The 26,961-nt window shown below is 42.7% G+C and carries 25 protein-coding genes and 1 other annotated feature; of the genes, 4 read left to right on the top strand and 21 right to left on the bottom strand.

Translation table 11 applies throughout. The annotated features are described in order from the left end of the window. Positions 1–37: 37 nt before the first annotated feature. From RDV49_RS05495 to trpX, 10 genes are all read right to left on the bottom strand, one after another. Positions 38–1,252, bottom strand: a complete 1,215-nt coding sequence (locus RDV49_RS05495; RefSeq protein ID WP_003007951.1) for an ABC transporter permease — start codon at positions 1,250–1,252, stop codon at positions 38–40. Beyond that, entirely contained in the window at positions 1,249–2,142 is an 894-nt protein-coding gene (locus RDV49_RS05490) for an ABC transporter ATP-binding protein (RefSeq protein WP_003007952.1), read from the bottom strand. Before RDV49_RS05490 ends, RDV49_RS05495 begins: the two co-directional genes overlap by 4 nt. Positions 2,143–2,153: 11 nt before the next feature. After that, on the bottom strand, positions 2,154–2,951 hold the full coding sequence (locus RDV49_RS05485) for a DUF3169 family protein (RefSeq protein WP_003007954.1): 798 nt from the start codon (positions 2,949–2,951) through the stop codon (positions 2,154–2,156). A gap of 2 nt (positions 2,952–2,953) precedes the next feature. Next, complete coding sequence (locus RDV49_RS05480; protein ID WP_003002675.1) at positions 2,954–3,163, bottom strand: helix-turn-helix transcriptional regulator; 210 nt, start codon at positions 3,161–3,163, stop codon at positions 2,954–2,956. A 13-nt stretch (positions 3,164–3,176) separates the two neighbouring features. Next, entirely contained in the window at positions 3,177–3,485 is a 309-nt protein-coding gene (locus RDV49_RS05475) for a hypothetical protein (RefSeq protein WP_037607978.1), read from the bottom strand. A gap of 235 nt (positions 3,486–3,720) precedes the next feature. Further along, complete coding sequence (pheT, locus tag RDV49_RS05470; protein WP_003007959.1) at positions 3,721–6,126, bottom strand: phenylalanine--tRNA ligase subunit beta; 2,406 nt, start codon at positions 6,124–6,126, stop codon at positions 3,721–3,723. A gap of 67 nt (positions 6,127–6,193) precedes the next feature. Beyond that, positions 6,194–6,724, bottom strand: coding sequence for a GNAT family N-acetyltransferase (locus tag RDV49_RS05465; protein WP_003007961.1), 531 nt, complete (start codon positions 6,722–6,724; stop codon positions 6,194–6,196). Between the two features lie 2 nt (positions 6,725–6,726). Further along, positions 6,727–7,773, bottom strand: a complete 1,047-nt coding sequence (gene pheS / locus RDV49_RS05460) for a phenylalanine--tRNA ligase subunit alpha (RefSeq protein WP_003007963.1) — start codon at positions 7,771–7,773, stop codon at positions 6,727–6,729. Between the two features lie 314 nt (positions 7,774–8,087). Continuing rightward, positions 8,088–8,507: a ParB-like protein gene (locus tag RDV49_RS05455; RefSeq protein ID WP_037607980.1), complete on the bottom strand. Its 420-nt coding sequence runs from the start codon at positions 8,505–8,507 to the stop codon at positions 8,088–8,090. Positions 8,508–8,630: 123 nt separating this feature from the next. After that, positions 8,631–9,632: a tryptophan ABC transporter substrate-binding protein gene (gene trpX, locus RDV49_RS05450; RefSeq protein ID WP_003007967.1), complete on the bottom strand. Its 1,002-nt coding sequence runs from the start codon at positions 9,630–9,632 to the stop codon at positions 8,631–8,633. 132 nt (positions 9,633–9,764) lie between these two features. Next, positions 9,765–9,996: a binding site (T-box leader), on the bottom strand. Positions 9,997–10,146: 150 nt separating this feature from the next. Between trpX and RDV49_RS05445 the strand changes: the two genes are divergently transcribed. Continuing rightward, positions 10,147–11,808, top strand: a complete 1,662-nt coding sequence (locus tag RDV49_RS05445; RefSeq protein WP_003007971.1) for an Rqc2 family fibronectin-binding protein — start codon at positions 10,147–10,149, stop codon at positions 11,806–11,808. A 192-nt stretch (positions 11,809–12,000) separates the two neighbouring features. On the opposite strand, the gene budA is transcribed toward RDV49_RS05445, so the two are convergent. The 3 genes from budA to RDV49_RS05430 form a co-directional block, all read right to left on the bottom strand. Further along, positions 12,001–12,717, bottom strand: a complete 717-nt coding sequence (gene budA, locus RDV49_RS05440; protein ID WP_003007973.1) for an acetolactate decarboxylase — start codon at positions 12,715–12,717, stop codon at positions 12,001–12,003. A 72-nt stretch (positions 12,718–12,789) separates the two neighbouring features. Then, positions 12,790–14,019, bottom strand: coding sequence for a tetratricopeptide repeat protein (locus tag RDV49_RS05435; protein WP_003007975.1), 1,230 nt, complete (start codon positions 14,017–14,019; stop codon positions 12,790–12,792). Next, positions 14,009–15,184, bottom strand: a complete 1,176-nt coding sequence (locus RDV49_RS05430; protein WP_003007977.1) for an AI-2E family transporter — start codon at positions 15,182–15,184, stop codon at positions 14,009–14,011. The genes RDV49_RS05435 and RDV49_RS05430 overlap by 11 nt, the downstream gene beginning before the upstream one ends. Positions 15,185–15,352: 168 nt before the next feature. Between RDV49_RS05430 and RDV49_RS05425 the strand changes: the two genes are divergently transcribed. Together RDV49_RS05425 and RDV49_RS05420 are read left to right on the top strand one after the other, a co-directional pair. Continuing rightward, positions 15,353–16,363, top strand: coding sequence for a lactonase family protein (locus RDV49_RS05425; protein ID WP_003007979.1), 1,011 nt, complete (start codon positions 15,353–15,355; stop codon positions 16,361–16,363). 95 nt (positions 16,364–16,458) lie between these two features. Then, a complete protein-coding gene (locus RDV49_RS05420) occupies positions 16,459–16,644 on the top strand; it encodes a hypothetical protein (protein ID WP_003002861.1) in 186 nt (61 codons plus the stop codon). Between the two features lie 101 nt (positions 16,645–16,745). Here RDV49_RS05420 and eno read toward each other — a convergent pair whose 3' ends face one another. Then, positions 16,746–18,050, bottom strand: coding sequence for a surface-displayed alpha-enolase (eno, locus tag RDV49_RS05415; protein ID WP_003007984.1), 1,305 nt, complete (start codon positions 18,048–18,050; stop codon positions 16,746–16,748). A gap of 211 nt (positions 18,051–18,261) precedes the next feature. Between eno and RDV49_RS05410 the strand changes: the two genes are divergently transcribed. Continuing rightward, positions 18,262–18,714, top strand: coding sequence for a DUF1694 domain-containing protein (locus RDV49_RS05410; RefSeq protein ID WP_003007986.1), 453 nt, complete (start codon positions 18,262–18,264; stop codon positions 18,712–18,714). Positions 18,715–18,757: 43 nt separating this feature from the next. On the opposite strand, the gene RDV49_RS05405 is transcribed toward RDV49_RS05410, so the two are convergent. From RDV49_RS05405 to RDV49_RS05375, 7 genes are all read right to left on the bottom strand, one after another. Next, positions 18,758–19,873, bottom strand: a complete 1,116-nt coding sequence (locus RDV49_RS05405) for a glycerate kinase (protein WP_003007988.1) — start codon at positions 19,871–19,873, stop codon at positions 18,758–18,760. Continuing rightward, positions 19,858–20,526: a phosphoserine phosphatase SerB gene (gene serB / locus RDV49_RS05400; RefSeq protein ID WP_003007992.1), complete on the bottom strand. Its 669-nt coding sequence runs from the start codon at positions 20,524–20,526 to the stop codon at positions 19,858–19,860. Before serB ends, RDV49_RS05405 begins: the two co-directional genes overlap by 16 nt. 112 nt (positions 20,527–20,638) lie before the next feature. Continuing rightward, on the bottom strand, positions 20,639–22,363 hold the full coding sequence (gene ezrA / locus RDV49_RS05395) for a septation ring formation regulator EzrA (protein WP_003007994.1): 1,725 nt from the start codon (positions 22,361–22,363) through the stop codon (positions 20,639–20,641). A gap of 86 nt (positions 22,364–22,449) precedes the next feature. Next, positions 22,450–24,399 carry a DNA topoisomerase (ATP-hydrolyzing) subunit B gene (gene gyrB / locus RDV49_RS05390; protein WP_003007997.1) on the bottom strand — a complete coding sequence of 650 codons (1,950 nt, stop codon included), beginning with the start codon at positions 24,397–24,399 and terminating at the stop codon, positions 22,450–22,452. Positions 24,400–24,411: 12 nt separating this feature from the next. Next, on the bottom strand, positions 24,412–24,975 hold the full coding sequence (locus RDV49_RS05385) for an HAD-IA family hydrolase (RefSeq protein WP_003007999.1): 564 nt from the start codon (positions 24,973–24,975) through the stop codon (positions 24,412–24,414). A 165-nt stretch (positions 24,976–25,140) separates the two neighbouring features. After that, entirely contained in the window at positions 25,141–25,692 is a 552-nt protein-coding gene (locus tag RDV49_RS05380) for a DJ-1 family glyoxalase III (RefSeq protein ID WP_031574058.1), read from the bottom strand. A 19-nt stretch (positions 25,693–25,711) separates the two neighbouring features. Next, a complete protein-coding gene (locus RDV49_RS05375; protein ID WP_003008006.1) occupies positions 25,712–26,941 on the bottom strand; it encodes an FtsW/RodA/SpoVE family cell cycle protein in 1,230 nt (409 codons plus the stop codon). Positions 26,942–26,961: the final 20 nt, after the last annotated feature.

Genomic DNA, 26,961 nt, shown 5'->3' with positions numbered 1-26,961 from the left:
TCAAAAAGCCCTCAGCTGTAACCGAGAGCTTACCTAATTAACGATAGCTAAGAGCACGTTTGATGGTCTTCCACGGTCCGAGGTCATCGGTCTGAAGGATCAGGCTGGCATAGATACGGGCGATGAGCACTGTTCCCACGATGGTAAAGAGAACCGCAATTCCCAATGAAGCCCAAGATTCAAGACCAGTCGCATAGCCATTAATGGTACGGAAAGGCATGAAGAAGGTTGAAATGAATGGAATGTAGGAACCGATCTTCAATAAGAAGACATCACCGGCACTTCCCAAGGTGGTTACCCCAAAGAAGCTAAAGAGGACTAACATCATCAGTGGCGAAATCGCTTTTCCTGAATCTTCAGGTCGTGCTACTGTGGATCCTAAGAAGGCAGAGAGCACCACATACATAAAGACCCCAAGGATAATGAAGAAGACGGTATTGAGCGAGATCGCTTCTGCTAGGTGTTGGGTAATTGGAGAGTTTGGAGCAAGAATATCCTTGACAACAGGGATATCTGCTCTAAAGATCCAAACAGCTACTAGCCCAACTACATAGACAAAAATATGGGTAATAATCACACCGAAGAGTCCGAGCATGCGTGCGAAGAAATAGTCGGTTGCTTTGATACTAGAGAAGACCACTTCCATGATCTTGGTTCCCTTTTCACTGGCCACTTCTTGGGCTGTGATACCAGAGTAGAAGATCAAAATCATATAAAGCAGCATTCCCAGACCACCTGCAACCATGGTTTGCACCATTTTCAAGCCTTCTTTTTTCTCGTCAATTTTTTCTTTGAGAGAAACCTGTTGAGACAAGGCTGTCAGTTGCTCTTTGCTTAGATTGGCACGCGCTAGATTGATCCCTTGTTGGACCTGACTTAATTTAGCAGCAACAAGGCTTTTCAATTCCATTTTCATGGCTTGATCACCCACATAAGTGGCCTCTAGCTGGCCATCTTTTTCATCGACCGTCAAGTAAGCAGCGGCTTTCTCATCCTTGATGGCTTTTTTAGCAGCAGCTTCATCTTTGTAGTCAAAAGTCAAGCCATCAGTTCCTTTGAGACTTTCTTTGACAGCTGGAACTTCTGTCACCAAGGCCACCTGGTTTTTGGCATCTGTAGAAGAACCTGTCAGATAACCGATTCCAATGCTCAATCCCAAAAAGAGGAAGGGACCGAAGACCATGAAGAGGAAACTCCATGATTTCACTTGTCTGATATAGGTTTCTTTCATTACGACAAACATCTGTTTCATACTTCTACTCCTGATTCAAGTTTAAAGATCTCATCAATAGTTGGGGCTTGGTGGTCAAAGGTCGCAAGGTAGTGGCCCTTGGTTAAGCGATCAAATAATTCTGGACCCGCTGACGCATCATCCAAGATCAGCTTCCAAGTCCCTTGCTTGGTCATGCTGACTTTGGTCACGTGTGGCAGAGCTTCTAGCTCTTCTTTGCTAAAGTCGTTAGAGACAAAGAGGCGAGTCTTGCCATAGCTATTCCGGACCTCTTGGACAGGCCCTGAAAGGACCACCGAACCATCACGGATCATTAGGATATCATCACACAACTCTTCGACGTTGGTCATGACGTGGTCAGAAAAGATAATGGTGGCTCCACGCTCTTTTTCTTCAAAGATGACCTGCTTGAGCACTTCTGTGTTGACCGGATCCAGTCCGCTAAAGGGTTCATCTAAAATGATCAATTTAGGCTCATGGATCAAGGTGATGATCAGTTGCACCTTCTGTTGGTTCCCTTTTGAGAGGCTCTTGATTTTATCAGTCAATTTCCCTTTTACTTGGAGTTTTTCCATCCAGGTCGGTAATTTTTCCTTGACCTCGGCAGTGCTCATTCCTTTTAAGGCAGCCAAATAGCGGACCTGCTCAAAAATCGTGAGTTTTGGCATGAGACTACGCTCTTCAGGCAAATAACCAATTTCTTTGTAAGTTTCTTGCGTAATCGCTTTGCCATCTAGGCGGATCTCACCGCTGTAGTCCAAAAAGCGCAGGATGCTGTGGAAAATGGTGGTTTTCCCAGCCCCATTTTTCCCAACCAAACCAAGGATATGCCCTTGTTGAGCTGTTAGATCCACTCCAAAGAGGACCTGCTTATTGCCAAAGCTTTTTTCTAAATGTCTAATTTCTAACATGAATGACTCCTTTACTCTTTATAATAACGTTTGGTAATCTTGTATTGTGAGACCAAGATATAGATATAAATTAGTGATACAACTACTAAGGCTAATAAGATATCGGTATGGAAAAAGGTACCAATCAAGAAAATTCCAATTAAAGCAAAAGGCAAGATATAATTGCTTAACTTAACCACCACTTCGAAATTTTCCTCGTAGCTAATCTGCTTTTCTGCTTCATCCATCATACTCATCATAAATTCACGCACTTCCTTGGCATTAGCATTGCGGGGAATCGGTTTTCCATAAAGCAAATGGAAGGTCTTGCGAAAGAAGATATCCGATAAGAAAAATAGGGCAATCAAAACAAGAAAGAGATAGAGCATGGTAAAAGTGCCAAAGATAAAAGCCAAGTGCCCTGTGGAAGGTCTATCCATATACACCAATTGACTATAAAAGATGACGACTAAAAAGTATGGCAAGATCATGATACCTTTAAAAATGGTCGCTAACCCATACAGTTTTTCCTTCTGGATGCCATAGTGATAGGCTTCGTCTTCGTCTTCTATCTGGAGTATTTTTTGATGGACTTTTCTCGCGCTTATTAGTAAGGCTATCGTGACCATAAACAAGATAAGAAACAAAAGTATTGAGCCCAAAAGGAGTATTTCTTTACTAAAGAAGGATTCGATTTCAAGGGGCTTTTCGGATCCGAACATGACTGTCAAAAAACCAATGACTCCTCCAATCAAGCCAGAACCTGTGATTATTCCGACATTTCTCCAAAAACGGTAACGAGCAGATTGTTCTTGTTGTTGCTTTTTCATTGTTATTCTTCTCCCTCTACTAGACTAAAAACATTCTCCACCGGTTCCTTGAAAATCTGGGCGATGGTGATCGCAATGATAACCGATGGGGTGTATTCCCCCCGCTCCAAGAGACTGATGGACTGGCGCGAGACCCCTGCTAGCTTGGCTAGTTCTGATTGGTTGAGTCCATCACGCGCCCTCAGCTCTTTCAGTCGATTTTTTAAGATCATGGCTTTCGCCCCCTTATAGTTGAATATCTTGAATATCTTCGATACGGACTAATTTGGTTTCTCTTTGTTGATTAATCGTATCACAACTCAATTTGACCCAATCTTCGTCGATATCCATAATTTCATATTTGGTTCCAAAACCATTTACTGTGACAGTGACCGTTTGGCCTTTCAATTCTTCTAAAAGTCTAGACATGTCTTGATTTCCTTTCACTTGTTTTTCTAATCTTTTAATACGTTTGTTCAACTTTTTTATCTTCTTTTCTGAGCTTGCATAAATGATAACCAGAAAAGGGATAAATAGAATCCATATGGCTCCCATAAGAAAACCTCTCCTTCTTTCAACTAAAATCATTGTAACACTTCTTTTCCTTTTTGACAAGCATATTTGTCAAAAAAATAAAAATATTTGTCAATAATAGCAGGATGGTTGACATGGATATTTTGAGTACTTAAAGGAATTTCTTTATTTTTATAGGGTTTTAAGGCCTATAACTTGCAAATCCTGGAAGAAAAAAACAGTTGAGAAATTCTCAACTGTTTCATCTTTTTACATCTTAACGCACTTCTGCATTGACTTTTTCTTCAAGTGAAGCTTGGATTTTTTCCATGTAGCGTGCGACTTCTTCATCTGTCAAGCTATCTTCTGGATTTTGGAAGGTCAAGCTGTAGGCCATAGACTTCATGCCAAGTCCTAGTTTTTCACCTGAGAAAACGTCAAAGAGTTTGATATCTGTTAAGCGTTTCACGCCAGCAGCTTGAATCGCATCAACCACTTCTTGGTGGGTCACTTCTGCTTTGAGGAGAAGGGCGATATCACGGCTCACAGCTGGGAATTTGGTGATTTCCACAAAGGCTGCGGCTGGTTGAAGAGCTGCTTCAATAGCAGATAAGTTCAATTCTGCCACATAGGTTTCTGGAATGTCATAAGCCTTAGCTGTTACAGGGTGGACTTGTCCCAAGACCCCAATCACCTGGTCACCAAGTGAGAGCAAGGCTGTACGTCCTGGGTGGAGACTCTTGATTTCCTGTGTTGCTGTATAAGTCACTTCAAGACCCAAGCGAGTAAAGAGGACTTCCAAGATTCCCTTGGCATAGAAGAAGTCAACTGGAACAGCTGGAGTTTGGAAGTCTTTTTCAGCAACTAAGCCAGTCAAAGCAAAGGCAAAGCTATTGATTTCGTTTGGCAAGTCTTCTTTTGGATTACCTGTCTGTTCAAAGACTTTTCCGATCTCATAGAGGGCCAAATCTTTGTTCTTACGAGCGACATTATAAGCTACAGTATCCAAGATTCCTGAGATCATATTTTGACGGAGGACCGAACGATCCACAGTCATTGGCCACATGAGCTCCGTTAAGTTGCTTGGTGCAGTCGTGAACTCCACTGCTTTTTCAGGAGTTGTCAGTGCATAAGTAATGATTTCAGTCAATCCAGCCCCTTCAGCGATAGTCCGAACTTGGCGACGCAATTTTTGAGTCGCTGTCAATTCACCTGCTGTCCCGTCATCTTTTGGAAGGGTTGCTGGTAATTTGTCATAACCATAAATTCGAGCAATTTCTTCAAAGAGGTCCGCTTCGATAGTGATGTCCCAACGGCGACGAGGAACGCTGACTGTGAAGCTTTCTGCATTTCCAGAAAGGCCAAAACCAAGACGACGGAAGACATCTTCGACATCCGCGTAGGAAAGTTCTGTTCCAAGGACACGGTTAACGTCTACAAGAGTAGAAGAAACTTCTACATCAGAAGTGTCTAACTGGCCTGCTGAAACGATGCCCTTAAGTACGGTTGCACCAGCCAATTCAGCAATCATACTTGCTGCGGCATCAAGGGCTTCATTAACAGTTGCCACATTGATGCCTTTTTCAAAGCGAGAAGATGATTCAGAGCGTAGGTTGAGGCGACCACTAGTCTTACGGATCGATTTGCCATTGAAAACAGCCGCTTCAAGAACTACACGAGTAGACTTTTCAGAGATTTCTGTAGCCTCTCCCCCCATGACACCTGCAAGGGCAACAGGTTTGTCAGCAACCGTAATCACGAGGTCACTTGTTTCCAACTCACGCTCTTCCCCATCCAAGGTCACTAATTTCTCACCTGCACGCGCTTCACGTACACGGATGTCATTTCCTTCAAAGGTATCCAAGTCAAAGGCATGCATGGGCTGACCAAAGTAAAGCAAGATATAGTTGGTCACGTCAACCACATTATTTATGGGACGGATGCCTTCATTCATGAGGAGGTTTTGCAACCATTGTGGACTTGGTGCGATGGTTACATTGTCCAAGATACGAGCTGCATAATAAGGAGCCTTATCTGTGTCGATGCTGACAGAAAGAGCATCCGCTGCAACTTGGTCTGTTTCTGTTAAAGTAAATTCTTTGAAGTTGACTGCCTTGTCATAGATGGCTGCTACTTCATGTGCTACCCCACGCATCGAAAGAGCATCTGCACGGTTTGGAGTGATAGAAAGCTCGATGATTTCATCATCCAAGTCTAGGTAAGAGAAGACTTCTTCTCCTGGAACAGCATCCTCTGGCAAGATTTGGATGCCATCCGCAAATTCTTTCGGTACAACTGAGTCAGAAATGCCTAACTCACCAAGTGAACAGATCATCCCAAGGGATTCCAAACCACGGATTTTCCCTTTTTTAATCTTGTAGTTATCTGCGATGCGAGCACCTGGAAGAGCCACCATCACCTTGATGCCTGCTCGCACATTTGGTGCTCCACAGACGATTTGACGCGCTTCTTCTTCCCCCACATTAACTTGGCAGACATGAAGGTGTGTCTCTGGCACATCTTCACAAGACAAGACTTCTCCGACGACAATTTTTGAGAGACCAGTAGCAGGCGATTCCACACCTTCTACCTCGATCCCTGTGGTTGACATTTTTTCAGCCAACTCTTCTGATGGCACATCCACGTCCACCAATTGTTTTAACCATTTATATGATACTAACATAATTCTGATCGTAAGATCCCACTAGGTGAGACCTTTTCAATTCCTTTCTCTCAATTTGGACCCACAATTAAGTTTGCGGATTCTCCTTCAAATGCTTGCGCAGCAACCAGTCTGTATCCACGGTTTCCCCTGTGATAAAGTGGTGCTCGCTAAAACGTTCAAATCCGAATTGTTTGTAAAAGTTTTGGGCCTTATAATTTCGTTCCCAGACACCCAGCCAGGCCCAGTCAAATCCACGTTTTTGAGCCTCTTTCAAGGCAAAGGTAAACATTTCCTTGCCATAGCCCTTGCCATGATGTTCTTTTTTGACATAGATCCGCTGGATTTCAAAAGCATTGTTCATCTCTACTGGCTCTGTTTGTGCCTCTCCCCAGTTAAACTTGAGAAAACCACAAATTTCCTGATTGTGATCAAGGACAAAATAGGTCTCTGATTCAGGTTCTGCCAAATCCTTTTGGATTTGCTCTAGCGATAAAACCGTCTGGTAATAATCTTCCATATCGGCATCAGCGATGTAGGGACCAAAGGTATCCCGATAGGTTTCCACCTCTAGGTCACGCAGGGTCTGTGCCTGGTCGATTTTTACTCTAACTAACATGATTATTTAAACTGTTCTGAGAAGCGAACATCTCCTTGATAGAAGCCACGGATATCATTGATTCCGTAACGAAGCATAGCCACACGCTCTTGACCAAGTCCAAAGGCAAATCCTGAATAAACTGTTGGGTCAATACCACTCATCTCAAGGACGCGTGGGTGAACCATACCGGCTCCCATGATTTCAATCCAACCAGTTTTCTTACATACGTTGCATCCAGCTCCACCACACTTGAAGCAAGAAACGTCTACCTCAACCGATGGCTCGGTAAATGGGAAATAAGAAGGACGCAAACGAATTTGGCGTTCTGCACCAAACATCTTTTGCACGATCAACTGAAGCGTTCCTTGAAGGTCTGCCATAGAAATATTCTTCCCAACGACCAAACCTTCGATTTGATGGAACTGGTGGCTGTGGGTCGCATCATCTGTATCCCGACGGAACACTCGCCCTGGAGAGATCATCTTCAAAGGTCCCTTGCTAAAGTCATGCGCATCCATAGCACGCGCCTGTACTGGTGATGTATGGGTCCGAAGCAAGATTTCTTCTGTGATGTAGAAGGTATCCTGCATATCCCGCGCTGGGTGATCTTTTGGAAGGTTCATGCGTTCAAAGTTGTAGTAGTCTTTTTCAACTTCAAACCCATCGACGACTTGGTAACCCATACCGATAAAGATATCTTCGATTTCTTCACTGGTTTGGGTCAAGATATGACGGTAACCACTAGCAACCGGACGACCAGGAAGGGTCACATCGATGCTTTCGCTAGCTAGTTTCGCTTGGACTTTCTTTTCTTCCAAGAGTTTGGTTGTTTCTTCAAAGGCAGCCGTCAAGACATCGCGGGCTTCATTGACGTGTTTCCCGATAACCGGACGCATCTCAGCAGAGACATCTTTCATCCCTTTGAGGATCTCGGTCAAAGATCCTTTTTTCCCAAGGACAGAGACCCGTAGTTCTTGCAATTCTTTTTCATTTTCAGCAGAAATCTGCTTTAAAGCTGCCAGCGTTTCTTCACGAAGCGCTTTTAATTGTTCTTCAATCGTTGACATATTTCCTCCATCATGGTCCCTCTACAGACATAGAAAAAACCACGCGCCAACACCCACATTCGGAGCGTTGACACGCGGTACCATCCGTTTTTTATCCGTAAACCAGACCTTAATTTCTAAATCCTTTACGCAAGTGAATTCACTCAGCTTTCATGCAAAGAGCTTTCAGTCACGGCTCTTCTCCCTGTCGCACTTCCCTTGAGATACTAGTCTTGCAGATTTCTATTCAATTACTACATAGTTTATCAGATTTTTAGTTAAAAAACAAGTTAGATGAGACTAATTCAATAGAAAAAGGAACAAGAGGCAGTGCATTATCTATTTGCCTTGTCTGTTGCATCTGCTTGCCTCTTCAATAGAAGAGTGGCTGCTTGGTTAAAACCATCACACCAGTTATACCATTTTGCTTCATACTCATCTTGAGGTAAGATACGATGTTTCAAATCCAAAACAGAGGTTATCTTTCTTTCCTCGCAAGCTTGCGCATAGAGAGCATACAACTCATCGCCACCATCTCTATCAAACTCAGCAGTAATCGTATCCCGACCTGCCAATAAAGCCTGATAAGCCCTGTGATGCCCGTCTGTAATCAAGAAGCGATTTCCAAATGCAAGAACACTAATTGGATCCACATTGATGATGTCTGCCGACTGATCCAGCATCTGGATAGCTTGTAACTTCTTTTCTGATAAATATAGTTGGGTCGGATGAAGATCTGTTATCTTAACTTCCATATCTTTCTCCTCTACCATGAGTAACATAGTTGGTCATGAGCACTGGTAGACATTTTTAAAGGTCACGATTTAAAGACCTGCCAAAGCCAAATTCCCCTGCCATTCTTGTGATTCGTTTCCTTTTTATTTAATGACTTGTCCAGCATCTTTCAAGACAGATTCTGGAATAGTAATGCCCAATTCATCTGCGACTTTTTTATTGATGACAGATTTTCCTTGGCTAAAGATTTCAACAGGTGTATCCGCAGGTTTTTGACCTTTCAAGATCTTCGCAGCCATTTTACCAGTTGCTACTCCAAGATCATGTTGGTCGACAACGACTGAACCAAGACCACCAGCTTCTACCATAGCTGTCGCACTTGGGAAGATTGGTTTTTTAGCTGTTTTGTTAGCTTCGACAACAGTTGAGAAGGCTGATGCGATAGTATTGTCGATTGGAACCCAGATGGCATCGACTTTGCCTGACATTACAGACACGGTAGAAGCAATTTCATTTGTAGAAGGGACTGAATAAGGAACCACCTTGTAACCTGCTTTTTCAGCTAATTTTGTAAATTCTTCTACTTGCGTTTTAGAATTATCCTCACTGGTTGAGTAAAGGATCCCGATTGTTTTCACGTTTGGAGTCAACTCTTTGATCAATTTCAACTGTTGCTCAGTTGGATTGTGGTCAGATACCCCAGTGATATTGCCACCTGGTTTTTTCAAATCTTTGACCAAGTTTGCGCCGACTGGATCGGTTACAGCACCCATGACAATTGGTTTGTCTTTGGTTGCACTAGCCAAACCTTGAGCAGATGGGGTTGCAATTCCAATCAAGACTTGGTTATCCTTGTCTACCAATTGTTTACTCATGGTTGCAACCTTGTTTTGGTCGCCTTCTGCATTGAGGAAATCAATGTCCACTTTGTCTTTGTCATAACCTTCTTCAGCCAAACCATCTTGAATTCCCTTGTAAATCAAATCAAGCGAAGGGTGGCTGACCAACTGCAAGACCCCAACTTTAGCCTTTTCATTGCTAGTTGCTGCCTTGTTGTCTTTGCCTGCTGTAGCTGAATAGATCGCTGTCCCAATGACTGCTGCTGCAATCAAACCAATAATTCCCATTAACCGTTTATTTTTCATCTTTAATACCTCTTCTATTTTTTCATTTTCTTCTATTTTTCATCCTCTAAAGAATGAGACGCCATCGTTTCTTCATATCTTTTCTCCCTTCTCATCTAAAACAAAAAACACGCCCACACATAGCAAAAGCTATGTGAGGACGTGTCATCGCGGTACCACCTCACTTATGGGAAAAGGATAGTCTCCCCCATATCTCTGTCTTGTCTAGCAACAAGTTGCACGATAAGGTGTGCCAACCGAATTTTTATTGTTTCAAATTCATCTCATCATTAGTCCAATTTCATAAACTGCCGCTACCTACTCTCAGCAACCGTAGGCTCTCTTGAAACTTTCATTTACTACTTTTCTAATTTCTTACATTTTAAAGTTTTCTTTCAAAAATGTCAATACTTTTTCTGCATTTTTTTGGAAACGTTCGCATTTTCTATTCAACATCCTCTTGCTTCTCTCTGGGATTTCCGCACTAATTTTGTTATAATTTACTAGAATAAACGCTAGAATGATGAGGAATCCCATGTCTTTTGATGGATTTTTTTTACACCATATGGTGCAAGAATTGAAGGCCGAACTCTTGAGTGGCCGCATTCAAAAAATTAACCAACCCTTCGAGCAAGAATTAGTGCTCCAAATCCGAGGCAATCGGAAAAACCAAAAACTCTTACTCTCAGCCCATTCTGTCTTTGGACGGATTCAACGGACCCAGACCAACTTTGAAAATCCTGCCTTTCCCAATACCTTTATTATGGTTATGCGCAAATATCTTCAAGGCGCTGTCATCGAAGGGATTGAACAAATGGAGAACGACCGGATTCTCGAAATCCGTGTCTCCAATAAAAATGAAATTGGAGATGCTATTTCTGTCAGCCTCATGATCGAAATCATGGGCAAGCACAGTAATATTATTCTCCTGGACCGCACCAGCAATAAAATCATCGAAGCTATCAAACACGTCGGCTTCTCACAAAATAGCTACCGGACCATTCTCCCTGGATCAACTTATGTAGCTCCTCCGAAAACCGACGCTGTCAATCCTTTTACTATTGGAGATGAAGCCCTTTTTGCCCTTCTTCACAAGGAAGAGTTAAGTCCAAAGAACCTTCAAATATGTTTCCAAGGTTTGGGGCGAGATACGGCTCAAGAATTAGCCAAGCGACTTGAGACGGATGGAAAATTAAAGACCTTCCGTGCCTTTTTCCAAGCTCCAACTGAGCCACGCCTAACAACCAAATCCTTCTCGGCTATCCCCTTTGCAGATGCGACTAGTCAAACGTTTGAGACACTTTCCGATCTGCTGGATGACTATTACCGAGACAAGGCTGAGCGCGATCGGGTGCAACAACAGGCCAGTGAGTTGATCCGCAAGGTCGAAAACGATCTTGAAAAGAACCGGAAAAAATTAGCCAAACAAGAGGCGGAGTTAGCGGCGACCGACAATGCGGAAGAATTCCGCCAAAAAGGAGAATTGCTGACAACCTTCCTCCATCAGGTACCAAACGACCAAGACCAAGTTGTCCTAGATAATTACTATACCAATGAACCGATCACCATCCAACTCAACAAGGCCCTGACCCCCAATCAAAATGCCCAACGCTACTTTAAACGCTACCAGAAGTTAAAAGAAGCCGTCAAACATTTGACCATCCTCATTCAAGAAACCAAGGAAACCATTTCTTATCTTGAAACGGTTGAAACAGCCCTTTCTCAAGCGAGCCTAGCTGAGGTGGCAGAAATTCGAGAAGAGCTAATCCAGACCGGCTTTATCAAACGGCGCAATCGCGAAAAAATTCATAAACGGAAAAAACCTGAGAAATACCTAGCTAGTGATGGAAAAACCATCATTTTAGTGGGTCGCAATAATTTGCAAAACGATGAACTGACCTTTAAGATCGCTAAGAAAGATGAGCTCTGGTTCCATGCCAAAGATATCCCGGGAAGCCACGTCGTCATTACAGGAAATCTAAATCCATCGGATGAAGTGAAGACCGATGCTGCAGAGTTGGCCGCCTACTATTCCAAGGCCCGTCTCTCAAACCTGGTCCAAGTAGATATGATCGAAGTCAAGAAACTCAATAAACCAACTGGTGGAAAGCCAGGTTTTGTCACCTACACCGGCCAAAAGACTCTGCGGGTCACCCCAGAAGAAGAAAAAATCAAAGCCATGAAACTAACAGACTGATTTCAAAAATAAAAGAGAGTGGGACAGAAATCGGTAATTCGTTAGAATTCGATTTCGTCGTCCCACCTCCGCACAGTTGAGTAGGGCTGTAAAAGCTGATGAAATCAGCGTAGTAGAGCCCACTCAACCACTGCGTCTTGCTCGACAATCCAAAAATAATTGAGAGGCTAGGACTTTTGTCCCAGCCTCTTTTTATTCTGCTTTATTAATGTCTTCTTTGACCTCATCAACATTGAATTTGGCAAAGAGGTACTGACGGTCTTGAACTGGGAAACGTTGATCCAGCTGATCGATGGCCCCCACCTCTACAATCCCTTCTGTGATGACAAAATCCATGACATGGCCACCAAAGGTGTGGTCATCTGAAATAAAGTGCAAATGATAACCAGCCACGCTCACGCCATGGAAAATTTCTGGTGTCCAAAAACCGACGATGGTTCCAGTAACATTTTCTCGTGTATACTCTGGCTGATGGGTGGCAACCTCTGCAAACTTCATCTCAGGTGTTGATTTTGGAATCATACGGACATGCATCTTGGCAAAGTCACCATGAATCTTAATGGAGCGGAAAAGATTTTCCCCATCATAATAAGACTCAATACGGGCTTCCAATTCCTCGTCTGTCATTTCAAAACGTTGGCGGAAAATCACTTCTGCTTGGTGAGGGACGACTGCTGCATAAGGAACCTTTGCATCCGGAGAAACTTCGACTATTTCAGGATGGTCCCCTGATCCCTTGGCCTGATATGCCTTACCATCTAAAACGATCAACTCTCCATCAATAGAATCAAGCGTCCCAACTCCGAGATCTCCGTGTTCCAAGAGTTCTCCAATCGTAAATGAACCCCCGTACAGACCCGCCATTAGGGCACCTAAGGTATTGTATTGAAAAAGTTTCACTGGTTCCATGTTTTTCTCTCCTCATTCTATCTTCTACCAGTATACCACAAACTATTCCGAATCTTCACGATATGGTTTTGATTAGAGGCTATCATAGAGGGTTTGCATCTGCACATCGTCTGGTACGATGGCCAAATACTGGTTAGCCACTTCACGCGCCTTCGTCACATCTCCAGCCTCACGCAACAAATAAACATAGGCTTCGAGGAATTCTGGGTTGTCCTTTAAATCCTCATAGAGCTCTTGGTAGGCTGAGACGGCCTCTTCTGTTTTCTCCAAGGCAGCCAAGGCACGGGCAATGTTCCACCGAGTGACAACTGTTTCGACTTCTTCATTTTGCCAAGCCAAGACTTGGTCAAAGCGTTCCTGTTCCAAATAAAGAGTGGTCAGGCGAAGAGCAATCTCTTCGAGATCATCTGCCACTTCTTTAGCCTCTAATAGATAAGCTTCTGCTTGCTCAGGTTGGTGGAGTTCATAAGAAAGCTGAGAAGCAAGGAGCTTCAATTGGGCATCAAATGGATTCTTCTGGATCCCTTGTTTAGCAATCTCAAGCGCTTTTTCACGGTCATTTTCAGCCTGTAAAGCCAAAGCATAACCATACTCATAGCCCTCAAAATCAGGCGACAAGGTATCAATTTGTTTGTAGTAGATCAGGGCTTTTTGGAATTCTTCTTGGTCAGACAATAGGGTCGCTAATTCGTAAGCAATCTGGTCATCAAACTCAATCTCCAGAGCTTTCTCTAAGAAGGGAACAGCTGCTTCAAACTTACCAAGATTGGCATAGGCAAAACCAATTCGTTGATAGGTGGAAATTCCTGTTGCTTCCAAAATCTCCCGATTGTCTAACTGGGCATACTCTTGGATAGCCTCTTGGTAGCGTTCCAATTCCAGATCAATTTCAGCTAGCCCTAATTGAATGATGGGATCATCAGACAAATGAGCAGCTTCAACTAATTTTTCACGCGCCACATCTGCTAGGCCTTCCATCTGATAGAGATCCGCCTTAACCAAGAGACTGGCCACATACCAGTTAGAGTCTGGGGCAATTTCTTCTAAATAAGCAAAGGCCTCTTCTGTTTGGCCTTCCTCTGCAAGGATGGTTGCCAAACTTAGATACACTTCTGGATAGGTTTCTGCAATCTGTTCATAGATCTCTTTTGCCTGAGGGTAAAAACCGATACTTTCAAGACATTGACCTAAATCCAATAATTGTGCTTCACTATCTTCTAACAAGGCCTGTTGAAATTGAACTTCTGCCTCTTCTAGCTCTTGCCGATCGAGAGCCTCTACCATTTGTTGACTATGACTCACTCTGTGTTTCCTCTTCTACTTCATTATGTTCTTCATACAAGCCACTGACGACCTTATACCATTCAAAGATAGCTCCGATCACCACCTTAGCAGATGCATAGACTGGAATTCCAAGGAAAACTCCCCAGATTCCAAACATAGATCCTGATGTCAAGAGCACAAATAAAATGGTAATCGGATGGATATTTAACTGGCTTCCCAAAACCAAAGGTGATACAAAACGTCCTTCAATGGTTTGCTCCACTGCAAATACAATCAAGACCTTGATAAACATCTCTGGTCCTGCTACCAAGCCCAATACTAAGGCAGGTAACATGGCTAAGAAACTACCCAAGTAAGGAATCAAATTCAAGATCCCTGCAGAGATCCCTAGTGTCACCGCATAGCGCAAGCCAATGATCTTAAAGAAGATGATGAACATAATGGCGACGACAATAGCTACCGTAATTTGCCCTCGAACGTAGTTGGAGAGTTGGGTGTTGACATCTGAGAGAACCTGTTCAGCCGATTTACGAATCTTAGTCGGTAAGAAGCGAACAATGTGGCCCTTTAAATTTTTTCCATCTCGAAGAAGATAAAAGACAATAAAAGGCATGATGATCAAGGCAACAATGACTTGCGAAGCCACTCCGATCAAGTTGCTGACCCAATTGACAGCCCGCCCAGAGATCGAACTCGCCCAAGAAGTAATGTTTGCTGACAATTCCTTAGTGATCTCATCTAATTGGGGTTTGATATCTGAGGAGACGCGATTATCTAGAAAATCATCGATGGTTGCATTGGCCTTTTCCAAATAAGTTGGCAGGTTATGAAAGAAACTCACCACTTGTCGTTGGACGGATGGAATCACTACAGCTAGACCCCAAATTAAAAGCACTGCAATCAAGAAAAAGACGAAGGAAATCGCAAAAATCCGCTTGAGTCCTTTTCTTTCAAGAAAGTCAACAATGGGGTTGAGCAGGTAATAGAGCAAACCAGAGATAATAACAGGCAGCATGACGGCTCCTGCAAACTCAAAAATAGGAATAAAAATAAATGTGATTTTACTCAAAACCAAAAGATTCAAGCCCAACAGCAAGGTAACTAAAAATACGGTAATGGCCTTGTTGTCTAAAAACCATCTAAAAAACCAGGACAAACTAAACTGTTTTTCTTTATTATCCACAGAGAACTCCTTTTCATTTCAATCTGTTTCTATTTTAGCATTTTTTGAGCTTGAAGTTACGAAAAAACTAGCAAAATAAGAAAGAAAGACCCTCCCCTTTTCAACTAGCAATTGCCTTCCAATAGGACCTTTGATATAATAAACCTAACAAATCATACGAGGTGACCTATGTCTCAAACCATTTATTTCGGTACCTATACCAAAAAAGAATCCAAAGGAATTTACAAGGCACAATTTGACCCTGAAACAGGGACATTGAGCCATCTTGAACTAGTGGCAGCTGAGCCCAATCCAACCTATATCGCTTTTTCTGAAAAAGGCAACCTCTACAGTGTCGGAGCTGAAGAGGGTAAAGGAGGAATCGCAAGCTTTACAGCTGATTTTCAGCCACTCAATCACGTCGTTGAAGAGGGAGCACCACTCTGCTATGTCTCTGTCGATGACAAGCGTCAACTGGTCTATGGAGCCAACTATCACAAAGGCCAAGTTCTCGTATATAAGATAGAGGCAGATGGGCGTTTGTCCTTTGTCGATCAAGATACCCACCAAGGAAGTGGTCCTCATGCCAATCAAGCAAGTCCACATACCCACTATGCAGACCTTACACCAGATCAGTACCTGATCACGTGTGACCTAGGAACAGACAGTTTACATGTCTATGATGTCAGTGAGGAAGGAAAACTGACCCTGATCAATCAGTATCAAACAGCTCCAGGGGCAGGACCTCGTCACCTGGTCTTTCATCCTCACTATAAGACTGCTTATCTCATCAATGAGTTAAATGCTACGATCGATGTGCTCTTTTATGACGGTATGGGTGAATTCGAACACTTCCAAACTGTTTCTACACTTCCATCAGACTACGATGGTCAAAAATGGGCTTCTGCGATCAAGCTCTCAGCTGATGGAAAATTCCTCTATGCATCTAACCGTGCTCACAATTCCATCGCTGTCTTCAAAGTCGTGGCTGATGGTAGCCTAGAACTCATTGAAATTGTTCCAACTCAAGGGCTCAATCCACGTGATTTCACGCTTAGTCCTGATCAAAACTATTTGATCGCAGCCCATCAAGATTCACCTAATGCCACCGTCTTCAAGCGGGATTCTGCTAGCGGAAAATTGACCCTTCTATCCGACGACTTCTATGTTCCAGAGGCCGTTTGTACGGTTTTTCATTAAGTCGTTTTAGTTGTCAAACCTCTAAAAAAATGATTAAATAGATGAGAAAAAGGCGTGAGCCTGACTTCACAACTTATATTTTAGGAGATCCTAACATGAATCCATTGGACTTATTTAACCAAGTGAAAGAAATGATCGAAAAGAAAGATTTCGACGCTGCAAAGAAATTTGTTGATGACAACAAAGACAACCTTGGCGACTACCTTGAACAAGCCAAAGGGCTTGTATCTGGAAATGAAATGGTCAGCGGTGCCTTGGACAAAATCAAAGGCTTGTTCTAATAAGACGATTCCTCAACTATCTGGTTGAGGAATTTTTGTTTACCACAAGCAAAAAAGATCCTTGAGAAAACTCAAGGATCTTTTTAGTCTAGTAAACTAGATTATTTCTTAAGGTTGTAGAATGATTTCAATCCACGGTATTCAGCTACTTCACCAAGTTGATCTTCGATGCGAAGCAATTGGTTGTATTTAGCGATACGGTCTGTACGTGAAAGTGAACCAGTCTTGATTTGTCCTGCGTTTGTTGCAACTGCGATGTCAGCGATTGTTGAATCTTCAGTTTCACCTGAACGGTGTGATACAACGGCAGTGTAACCAGCTTCTTTCGCCATTTCGATAGCGTCGAATGTTTCAGTAAGAGTACCGATTTGGTTAACTTTGATAAGGATAGAGTTAGCACATTTTTCTTCGATACCACGTGAAAGGTAGTCAGTGTTTGTTACGAAGAAGTCGTCACCAACCAATTGAACTTTACCACCAAGACGTTCAGTAAGAGCTTTCCAACCGTCCCAGTCGTTTTCATCCATACCATCTTCGATAGTGATGATTGGGTATTTGTTTACCAATTCTTCAAGGTAGTCGATTTGTTCAGCAGCAGTGCGGACAGCAGCTCCTTCACCTTCGAATTTAGTGTAATCGTAAACTTTGCGTTCTTTATCGTAGAATTCTGATGATGCACAGTCAAATCCGATAAATACGTCTTTACCTGGAACATAACCAGCAGCTTCGATAGCAGCGATGATAGTTTCTACACCATCTTCAGTTCCGTCGAAACGAGGAGCAAATCCACCTTCGTCACCTACGGCTGTTTCAAGACCACGACCTTTAAGGATTTTCTTAAGAGCGTGGAAGATTTCAGCACCCCAACGAAGAGCTTCTTTGAATGTAGGTGCACCAGCAGGTACGATCATGAATTCTTGGAAAGCGATTGGAGCATCTGAGTGAGAACCACCGTTGATGATGTTCATCATTGGAGTTGGAAGAACTTTAGTGTTGAATCCACCAAGGTAGCTGTAAAGTGGGATTTCAAGGTAGTCAGCAGCTGCACGAGCAACGGCGATAGACACACCAAGGATAGCGTTTGCTCCCAATTTACCTTTGTTAGGAGTACCGTCAAGAGCGATCATAGCACGGTCGATAGCTTGTTGATCACGTACATCATAGCCGATGATAGTTTCAGCAATGATGTTGTTTACGTTGTCAACAGCTTTTTGAGTACCAAGACCACCGTAACGAGATTTGTCACCGTCACGAAGTTCAACTGCTTCGTGTTCACCAGTAGAAGCTCCTGATGGAACCATACCACGTCCATGAGCACCTGATTCAGTATAAACTTCTACTTCAAGTGTTGGGTTACCGCGTGAGTCTAGGACTTCGCGAGCGTAAACATCAGTAATAATTGACATTTCTTACTCTCCTTATTGAGTTATATTTTTTACTCCTCTATCATATCGTAATTAGGCTATTTTTTCAAGAAAAAACAAGGAAATCTACGAAAATTGAGAAGTTTTTAACAAGAAAACGGTTCCACTGCCTTATTTTCTTCCATTTCCCCTCCTTATTTAATTTTTTAGCATTCCTCTACTCTTCTGCTACGCTTTATGCTATACTAAACTTATGACAGATATTAATAAAACGATTTTAGAAAAAGCTGCTGGTCCTACTCGGCTCAATCCTGATGAACAGCGTCGATTTTTGGAGACATATGAGGAGCGTGTGATTGCATCATGTACCTTGGAGGAGGCAAGGGACAATCTCTATTTGGAGCACTATTCTTCAATTCTTACGAACATTTCAGAACGCTTTGAACCTGTATTGGTCAAGATTTCGCCTGCCTTAGATGAAAGTAGCCAACTTCAATATTTGAAAAAAACAAAGGATCTTGGTCTTGTGGCAAGCATTGTTTCAGATGACTGTAGCCACTCTCCCTTTGGTCTCATCATCCATACGGATCATCCATCTGGAATTTCTCCAACCGATATCAGCCTCCAGTATCCAAATTTGTTTGAAAAGAAAGAAGAGAGCACAGCACCTGAAAAAAAATCATTTTGGAAACGCCTCTTTGGCTAAAGAAAGAACCAATTGAAAAGGAATTTCCTTTTCAATTGGTTTTTTAGTTTGCTTTCATTTTTAAGAGGTTACCAATATTTCGAGCACAGGAAATCAGATTTTTTTCAGCATGAGTAAGTGCATCTGCCACCTCACAAGGACCTGGTACAATAGAGAAGGCAGCCTCAATATGATGACTTGGGAAAGCTGGCAAATCCTCTGCTAAGCCGCCACAAATAGCAAGCACTGGGATCTTCTCTGGTGTTCGTTTGGCTACCCCGACAGGAGCTTTTCCAGACAAAGATTGGAGGTCCATCCTACCTTCTCCTACGACGACCAGATCCGCTTTTTGAACCTTACGATCGAAGTCGATTAGATCCAAACTTTTCTCAATTCCTGAGGAAATCTGACCTCCCGCAAAAGCGACCAAGCCAGCAGCCATGCCACCTCCAGCTCCGGCGCCAGCCATGGACAATATTCGTGCATTTGCTAGCTGGTAAAAATCCTGCATAGCCTGATCAACAGCTGGAAATAGAAGGGGATTCAATCCCTTTTGCCCACCAAAGATATAGGTCGCTCCTTGACTGCCACAGAGAGGATTGGTTACATCCGTTAAGACTTGGAGCTCGATGTCTTTTAAAGCTTTTGGAATCGCACTGGTATCTATTCTAGCCACACGACCGAGCGAAGCCCCAACAGGACGAAGCAGATGACCTTGGTCATCATAGAAGGCTACCCCAAGTCCTGCTGCCATCCCAATCCCACCATCATTCGTTGCAGAACCGCCAATTCCCACACAGATCGTTTTAACCCCTTGGTCAACCAATTGCAAAATAAGTTCACCAATTCCTCGTGTTTCCAGTTCAAGAGGATTTCGTTTTTCAGCTGGAATGGAGCCTAAACCGACAAGTGAAGCCATCTCAAAAAAAACCATCTCATCTTTTTGGTAGTAAGACATTAAAACAGGCTGTCCAAATGGTCCGGTTACTTGAGTTTGGTACTCCGTTACATCCAGAACACCAGCTAGAGTTTCCATGGTGCCTTCGCCACCATCCCCAATAGGAAGGAGGTCAAAAGTTGCATCTGGTAGAGCCTCTTGAAATCCTTTTTTCAAGGCTTCTGCTACTTGTTTGGCAGATAAGGATTCTTTAAATGAATCCGGGGCTAGTAGGATATGCACGCTGTTTCCTTTCTATGCTGGTCTAAAATTTCAAGAACAAGGCTTAAATCCCTCTTCTCGATACGATATGGGGCTCGCTCAGCGACGAGTGGCTTAGCCATAAAGGCAATCCCGATACCGGCTGTTTCAATCATCGGAAGATCATTGGCACCATCTCCCATCGCAATCGTCTGACTTCGTGGGACATGATTTTCTTTCGCCCATGTCAGGAGGGCCTCTTTTTTCATTTCAGGAGTCACAATCTCACCGAGGACTTCTCCTGTCAAACGGCCATCAGAAGTCCGCAAACGGTTGGCTCGGACTAGATCAATTCCTAAAGACCTCGCGATGGGGTCGATGACTTCATGAAATCCCCCGGAAACAAGACCAAGCTTATAACCTCTTTGATGCAGTTCCGTGATTAAGCTTTCAGCACCCGGTGTGACTTCCATCTGCTCCAAAATTTTCGGAAAGATAGAGGTCTCTAATCCCTTCAATAAAGCAACACGCGCCTCTAAAGATGCTGCAAAATCCAGCTCCCCATTCATTGCTTGGGCTGTAATCTCTGCCACTTTTTCTCCCACGCCAGCTTCTTGAGCTAGTAGATCAATCCCTTCCTGTCTTATCAAGGTTCCATCCACATCCATAACGAGGAGACCTGTTACTTTTTTCATCGCTTTCCTTTCTTATTTCCCCCTTACTATACAAAAATAGGGTTTAAATTTCAAGTTTCAATGATGATTTGAAGATAAAAAAATGACCTCCTAAAAGGTCATTTTTCTGTTATTAGAAGCGAATTTGCTCCCGGGTTTTTTCATAGGAAGTAACAAAGCGATCGGTTACGCCTGCTTCTACCATTTCCAAAGCATCTGAGATGACTTTGAAGGAAGCCGCATAGTCATACTCTCTTTCGAAAATATAAAGGGACTCATCAAAGGCTGCCTGTACATGATCGTCAAATGAACGGTAACGGTTCGAGTATTGCAACAATTGTTCTGTCAATGTCGCATTTTGAACAATTCGATACGCCGCTTCTTCCAATTCATTCATATCATTGGTCAAGATTTCCAACAAACGATTGGTTGATTCGATGTTGATTTTATCCCCTTCCAACTCATCCATCAAAGCTTCTGTATTGTTACTTGCAGTGAAGAAAATTTCTAAGAATTCTTGAGGAATTCCTGGCAAGTTCCGTTTGTCCATATAGCGTTTAATGGCATGCAAACGATTGGCATAGATGTTGACTTTTTGGCGAGCATTGGCATCGTCTTTTTCAATTTTTGAAAGGGAATCACTTAAGCCAATTTGCTCATCTTCGATTTCTTTCAATCGAGCTTGAATAGCTTCTAACTCTTCTTCTACGATAGAATAGGCCTTTTGTGTTTCAGATGAATCTTTTAAGGCATCTTCTACCACATTTTCTTGTGAAGATAGCTCAGCTTCCAACTCTTTTAACTGTTGGCTGAAGCTTTCATTCAAGACGAATGTTTTACCGAGACGTTCCACTTCTGCCGCAAGCTTGCTATTGTTATCTTTGGCATGTTTTAAATAGCCAGGCAGTTGTTTCACTAACTTCTTCACAACTTTTTGTGATTCAATTTCACGAGTAAAGATGTGATACAAAGCATCGATTTCTTCTTGAATTTGTTCATTTTCGTAAATGGCATTGTCCAATTCAAGGGCAGATACATTTGCCATATTGTTCTTCAAGGAAGCATGCAACTGTTGGAAACGAGATTCAATATCTGTTTCAGTGAAGTGGTATCCAGATTCCAAAAGCTTGCGGTAGCCACTTTCCAAATCCTCTAATTGATCAGGAAGTTTTACTTGAAGGGCAGTGACAATTTCTGGCACTCGCTCAACAATTTGTTTTAAGGCTACAATATGATTTTCAGCTGTATCAAGGATTTCAGCCGCTTCAACAGGGTCACCTGAAGAATTCAAGGTTACAAATTGTGAAAACTCAGATTGAATATTTCCAATTTGTTTTTCAATTTCAGGAAGCGCACTGCCATAACGATCTGGGTCTGAAGTGACTTCTTTTTGAAGTTCCTCAAACATATCCAAGGCATGAACCACACGACCGCTATTCTTTTGTTCCTGCTCTTCCAGATCAGAAAGAGCTTTGCGAATCGCCTTGATATCTTCGTCGATCAATTGGATCTGACTTTCGATATTATCAATGGCTTGTTTAGCCTTCATGAAACGGAAAGAATTGTTATAGCCTTCCGCTTCAAACAGATTGTTTTCAATATCAGCAAATGAATTTAAGGATAAATCTACCCATTTTTGATTCCATTCACGAAATGCAATTTGACTTTGACCAATCAAATGCATGTTTTTTACGGCCTCTACTTCATCGTTGACCGGAAGGTTGTATAACTTTTCTTTTCGTTCTTCCAGTGCTGCCAGTAAGGCTTCATTTCGTTTTCTCAAAATGACTGCAACCACATATCCTACAATCAAGATAAGGGCGACAATAAAGATGAGAACAATTAGTCCACTAGACATATAAAAACTCCTTCATCGTATTACTTGAACGTAATCCTAGTAATTATACCATAAAATATCCATTAATGGGAAGCGTTCGGTGAATTTTATACATCGAGTGTACTATATTCAGCGTTTTCTTCGATAAATTCACGACGTGGTTCCACGCGGTCCCCCATCAACATATCAAAGATCTTATCTGCTTCCGCAGCATCGTCTACTGATACTCGTGCCATCAAGCGGTGTTCTGGATTCATGGTTGTTTCCCATAATTGGTGATCATCCATTTCTCCAAGACCTTTATAGCGTTGGATGGTTGGTTTTGAGCGACCTTCTGAATAACGTTCCAAAGCTGCAGCTAATTCGGCTTCTTGGTTGGCACCAGGTTGGATATATTCTTTGATTTCACTACCGACTTTGACCCCATAGATTGGTGGTTGCGCAATATAAACATATCCCGCTTCCAAGACTGGTTTCATATAGCGATAGATCAAGGTCAATAGAAGGGTTCGGATATGAGCGCCATCGACATCGGCATCGGTCATGATCACTAATTTTTGGTAACGCGCTTTTGTAACATCAAATTCGGCACCAAATCCAGTTCCCATAGCAGTAAATAAACTACGGATCTCTTCATTGGCAAGAATCTTGTCCATACTTGCTTTTTCAACGTTCAAGATCTTACCACGGATTGGAAGAATTGCCTGGAATTCCCGATTTCGACCTGATTTTGCAGATCCTCCGGCTGAATCCCCTTCGACGATAAAGAGTTCTGTTTCTTCTGGATTGTTTGAAGAACAATCTGCCAATTTACCAGGTAGGTTGGAAATCTCAAGTCCTGATTTCTTACGAGTCACTTCACGCGCCCGCTTAGCAGCTACGCGGGCTTTCGCTGCTAAAATCCCTTTTTCGACGATTTTCTTAGCTATTTGTGGATTTTCCAAAAGGAAATCCGAAAAGGCGTCACTAAAGAGTCGATTGGTAATTTTAACAACTTCTGAATTTCCAAGTTTGGTCTTGGTTTGTCCTTCAAACTGTGGATTTGGATGTTTAACTGAGATAACTGCTGTTAAGCCTTCTCGAACATCTTCCCCAGTTAGATTGTCTTCATTTTCTTTTAAGAGTTTATTTTTCTTAGCGTAATCATTGATGACACGAGTGAGAGCTGTACGGAAGCCCTGTTCGTGCGTCCCACCTTCATGAGTATGGATATTATTGGCAAAACTCATGACCGTCTCATGGTAGCCGGTGGTATATTGCATGGCTACTTCAACAGTAATATCATCCATTTCCCCATCTGTGTAGATCGGAGTTTCAAAGATGACATCTTTGTTTTCATTGATGTATTCAACGTAACTAGAAATCCCGCCTTCGTAGTGGTAATGCTTTTCTTGCTCCAGGCCTTCTCGCTTATCCGTCAAGGAGATACGCAAACCACGATTTAGAAAGGCTAATTCTTGAATCCGCTTGTTCAATTTTTCAAAATCATACTCAGTCGTTTCCGTGAAGATTTCTGGATCTGGAATAAAGTGGACGGTTGTTCCTGTGCGGTCTGTTTCTCCAATGATCTTTAAATCATCTACAACATGTCCGCGTCGATATTCTTGGTAATGGATACTGCCATTTTTATAGACACGAACATCGAGGGATGTGGAGAGGGCATTTACTACGGAAGATCCTACCCCGTGAAGACCACCAGATACCTTGTAGCCGCCTCCGCCAAATTTTCCTCCCGCGTGAAGCACTGTAAAGACAGTTTCAACGGCAGGTCGACCTGTCTTTTCTTGGATATCCACTGGGATCCCACGACCATCATCGACAACCGTGATCGAATTATCTGCTTCAATGAAAACTTCAATATGGCTAGCAAAACCAGCTAAGGCTTCGTCGATCGAGTTATCAACGATTTCCCAGACCAGATGATGAAGACCTTCTTTTGAGGTAGATCCAATATACATTCCCGGACGCATCCGAACGGCTTCTAGTCCTTCCAAGACCTGAATCTGACTGGCATCATATTCTTGTGCTTGATTTTCTTGCTGTTTATCCTCTGTCATAATTTCCCTTTTCTATTCAAATATAAACTGGTGTAAGTGTGGCATGGAATCAAATAAATAGGTCGAAAGCCCTGCAGCCTTTCCAGCTTCTATATCGATCGGACGATCTCCGATGACCAGACCGTCTTGAATACCATATTTTTCCTTCAAATAAAGCATAGAGGCTGGGTCTGGTTTTCGAGGAAAGCCCTCGTCTGCCGTTACAATCTCCGTAAAGTAGGGTGCAATGCCTGTCTGTTCAATAAGGGTCAAAACTTGGCGATCCCGATGAGATACCAAAAAATGGCGTCCTCCATGTGCTTGGATCTCTTCTAGTAACTCTTTTGCTCCCTCAAATAAGACCGGCTCTTGCAAGCCCAAGGCTTCTTTTTTCTTGTATTCCGTACGAAAATTGGAAATATGAGGTGCAAAGGTTTGAATTGCATCCTGTGTTGAGATTTTTAATGCTGCATAAACAGAATCATGATCGGCTTGGATGTGAAAGTCCTTCAATGTCGCTACAAAGGCATTTGTGGACGTTTCGTAATTATCCAATAGCGTCCCACCAAGATCCCATATAAAATCATGATAATTCATAGTCAATATTATACCACAAATGGACAAAAAAAATAAGCTAAAACCCTCATTTAGGGGGGATTTTAGCCATTTTTTACGGTCATTTCATTTTAAATCATAGAGAAGTCATTTCCCGTCATAGAATGTAAACTTTCACCAGAAAATATGGTGCCCAAAAGAGCTCTTTTAAGCATCTCCAAAGACATCTTGATAGAGCATTCCTTGACGAAGGCTTTGGGCATCTCCTCCAAATTGCTCTACCAAGGCATAGGCTAAGGCAAGCGCAGTTGAAGGACCACGACTGGTCAAGAGATTCCCGTCTTTCACTACTGTTTCTTTCTGATAGTGTCCATCTTGAATCTCTTCTTCAAAACCATCGTAACACGTATAGTGTTTATCTTTTAAGAGGCCGGCACGCGCCAAGACAATTGGTGCTGCACAAATCGCAGAAATGATTTTTCCCTTCCTACTTTCTTCTTGAAGAGCTGCAATCAATTCCGGATTATCACGCAAATTTGCAGCTCCTGGCATCCCACCTGGCAAGAAGATTCCATCATAATCTGACAGGTCCCCATTCCAGAGGCGATCGACTTGCACTGTGATCTGGTGAGAACCTGTGACCGTTTCTTCCATGCCAATAAGGTCACAGTCGATCCCAGCGCGTCTCAAAACATCGACAATGGTCAAGGCTTCAATTTCTTCAAAACCGTTTGCTAAAATCGTTGCTACTTTTTTCATTTTCATTTCTTCTTTCTATCTATTGCGCCTTTTTAAGGACTACTTTTTTACGGATTGGAGGCCCTTCTTCTGGCTCTTTCTTTTTGCTACTATGATTATATATTGAGAGGACCAGACCAATACCAATCAGATTACTAATAATAGACGATCCACCTTGTGAGATAAAGGGGAGGGGAATCCCCGTCAAAGGGAGAAGACCCGTTACTGCTCCGACATTTTCAAAAATATGAAAGACCAGCATCATGATAAATCCGATGGAAATATAGGTATAAAATTGGTTATTGGACTGGAGGGTAATTTTTAAAATGCGGTAAATCAGGGTCACATATAAAATCAACAGCACCAGAGCTCCAACAAAGCCAAAGTCTTCTGCGACGACCGTAAAAATCATATCGCTTTCCCGTACGGGAACCAATAAATTGGAGACATTAAAGCCTTGCCCAAAGAGACCACCACTAGCAATAGCTAGCTGTCCTTGTGCCTGCTGGTAGGTGGTGGTTTGTGCATAGTCAAAAGGATTTAACCAGGCTAAAATACGGTTCATCTGATAGGTTGGCATCCCTAATTGTTGGTGCAGAAAAGCCCGTCCCCCTTCTGAAAGAAAGAGGAAGAGAAAGCCTGCTAGCCCACCTGCTAGAAGCAAGATGACCGGCAAGATAATTTTCCAGGAAACTCCTGAAACGAGCACTAAGCCCGCAAAGATGGCCAAGAATACTAAGGCCGTTCCCAAGTCCTGCTGGAGAGCCAATAAGGCAAATACCGGAATCGTATAGATGGTCAACTCTAGAATCAAAAACCAATCTTGTCGTAATAATCGCTCACGCCCCTTATTTCTTTGTAAAAATCGGACAATAGAGCGTGACAGCATCAGGATGAAGGGGATCTTCATAAATTCTGAGGGCTGAAATAAGGTGATCTTCCCATATGCCACCCAGTTTTTAGCTCCTGTTGAAGCTACCAAGTTGGGATTATAAAACACAAGAGGAAGAACCATCAAGGCTAGGCCAAGCAGGTAAAGAAAGGGAGTGATTTTCCAAAGAAATTTCGTGCTAAAAATCGTCACAATCAGGCAAATGACGCATCCCACACCAATCCAGGCCAATTGCTGCCCTAAAAAAGGCCACACCATTTGGGGATAGTCATGAGAAACTGCTACATAAACAGATAAGATCCCAATCATAAGAAGGGTGAAGACAATCCCAATGATCGAATAATCCAGGTGAATCGTCCAAAAATGATGTTTCTTCATTCACGTTCCTTTCTGTGAGA

The organism is Streptococcus parasanguinis (genome assembly GCF_031582885.1).
Lineage (GTDB): Bacteria > Bacillota > Bacilli > Lactobacillales > Streptococcaceae > Streptococcus > Streptococcus parasanguinis_M.
This window is presented reverse-complemented; position numbering and strand designations above follow the sequence as displayed.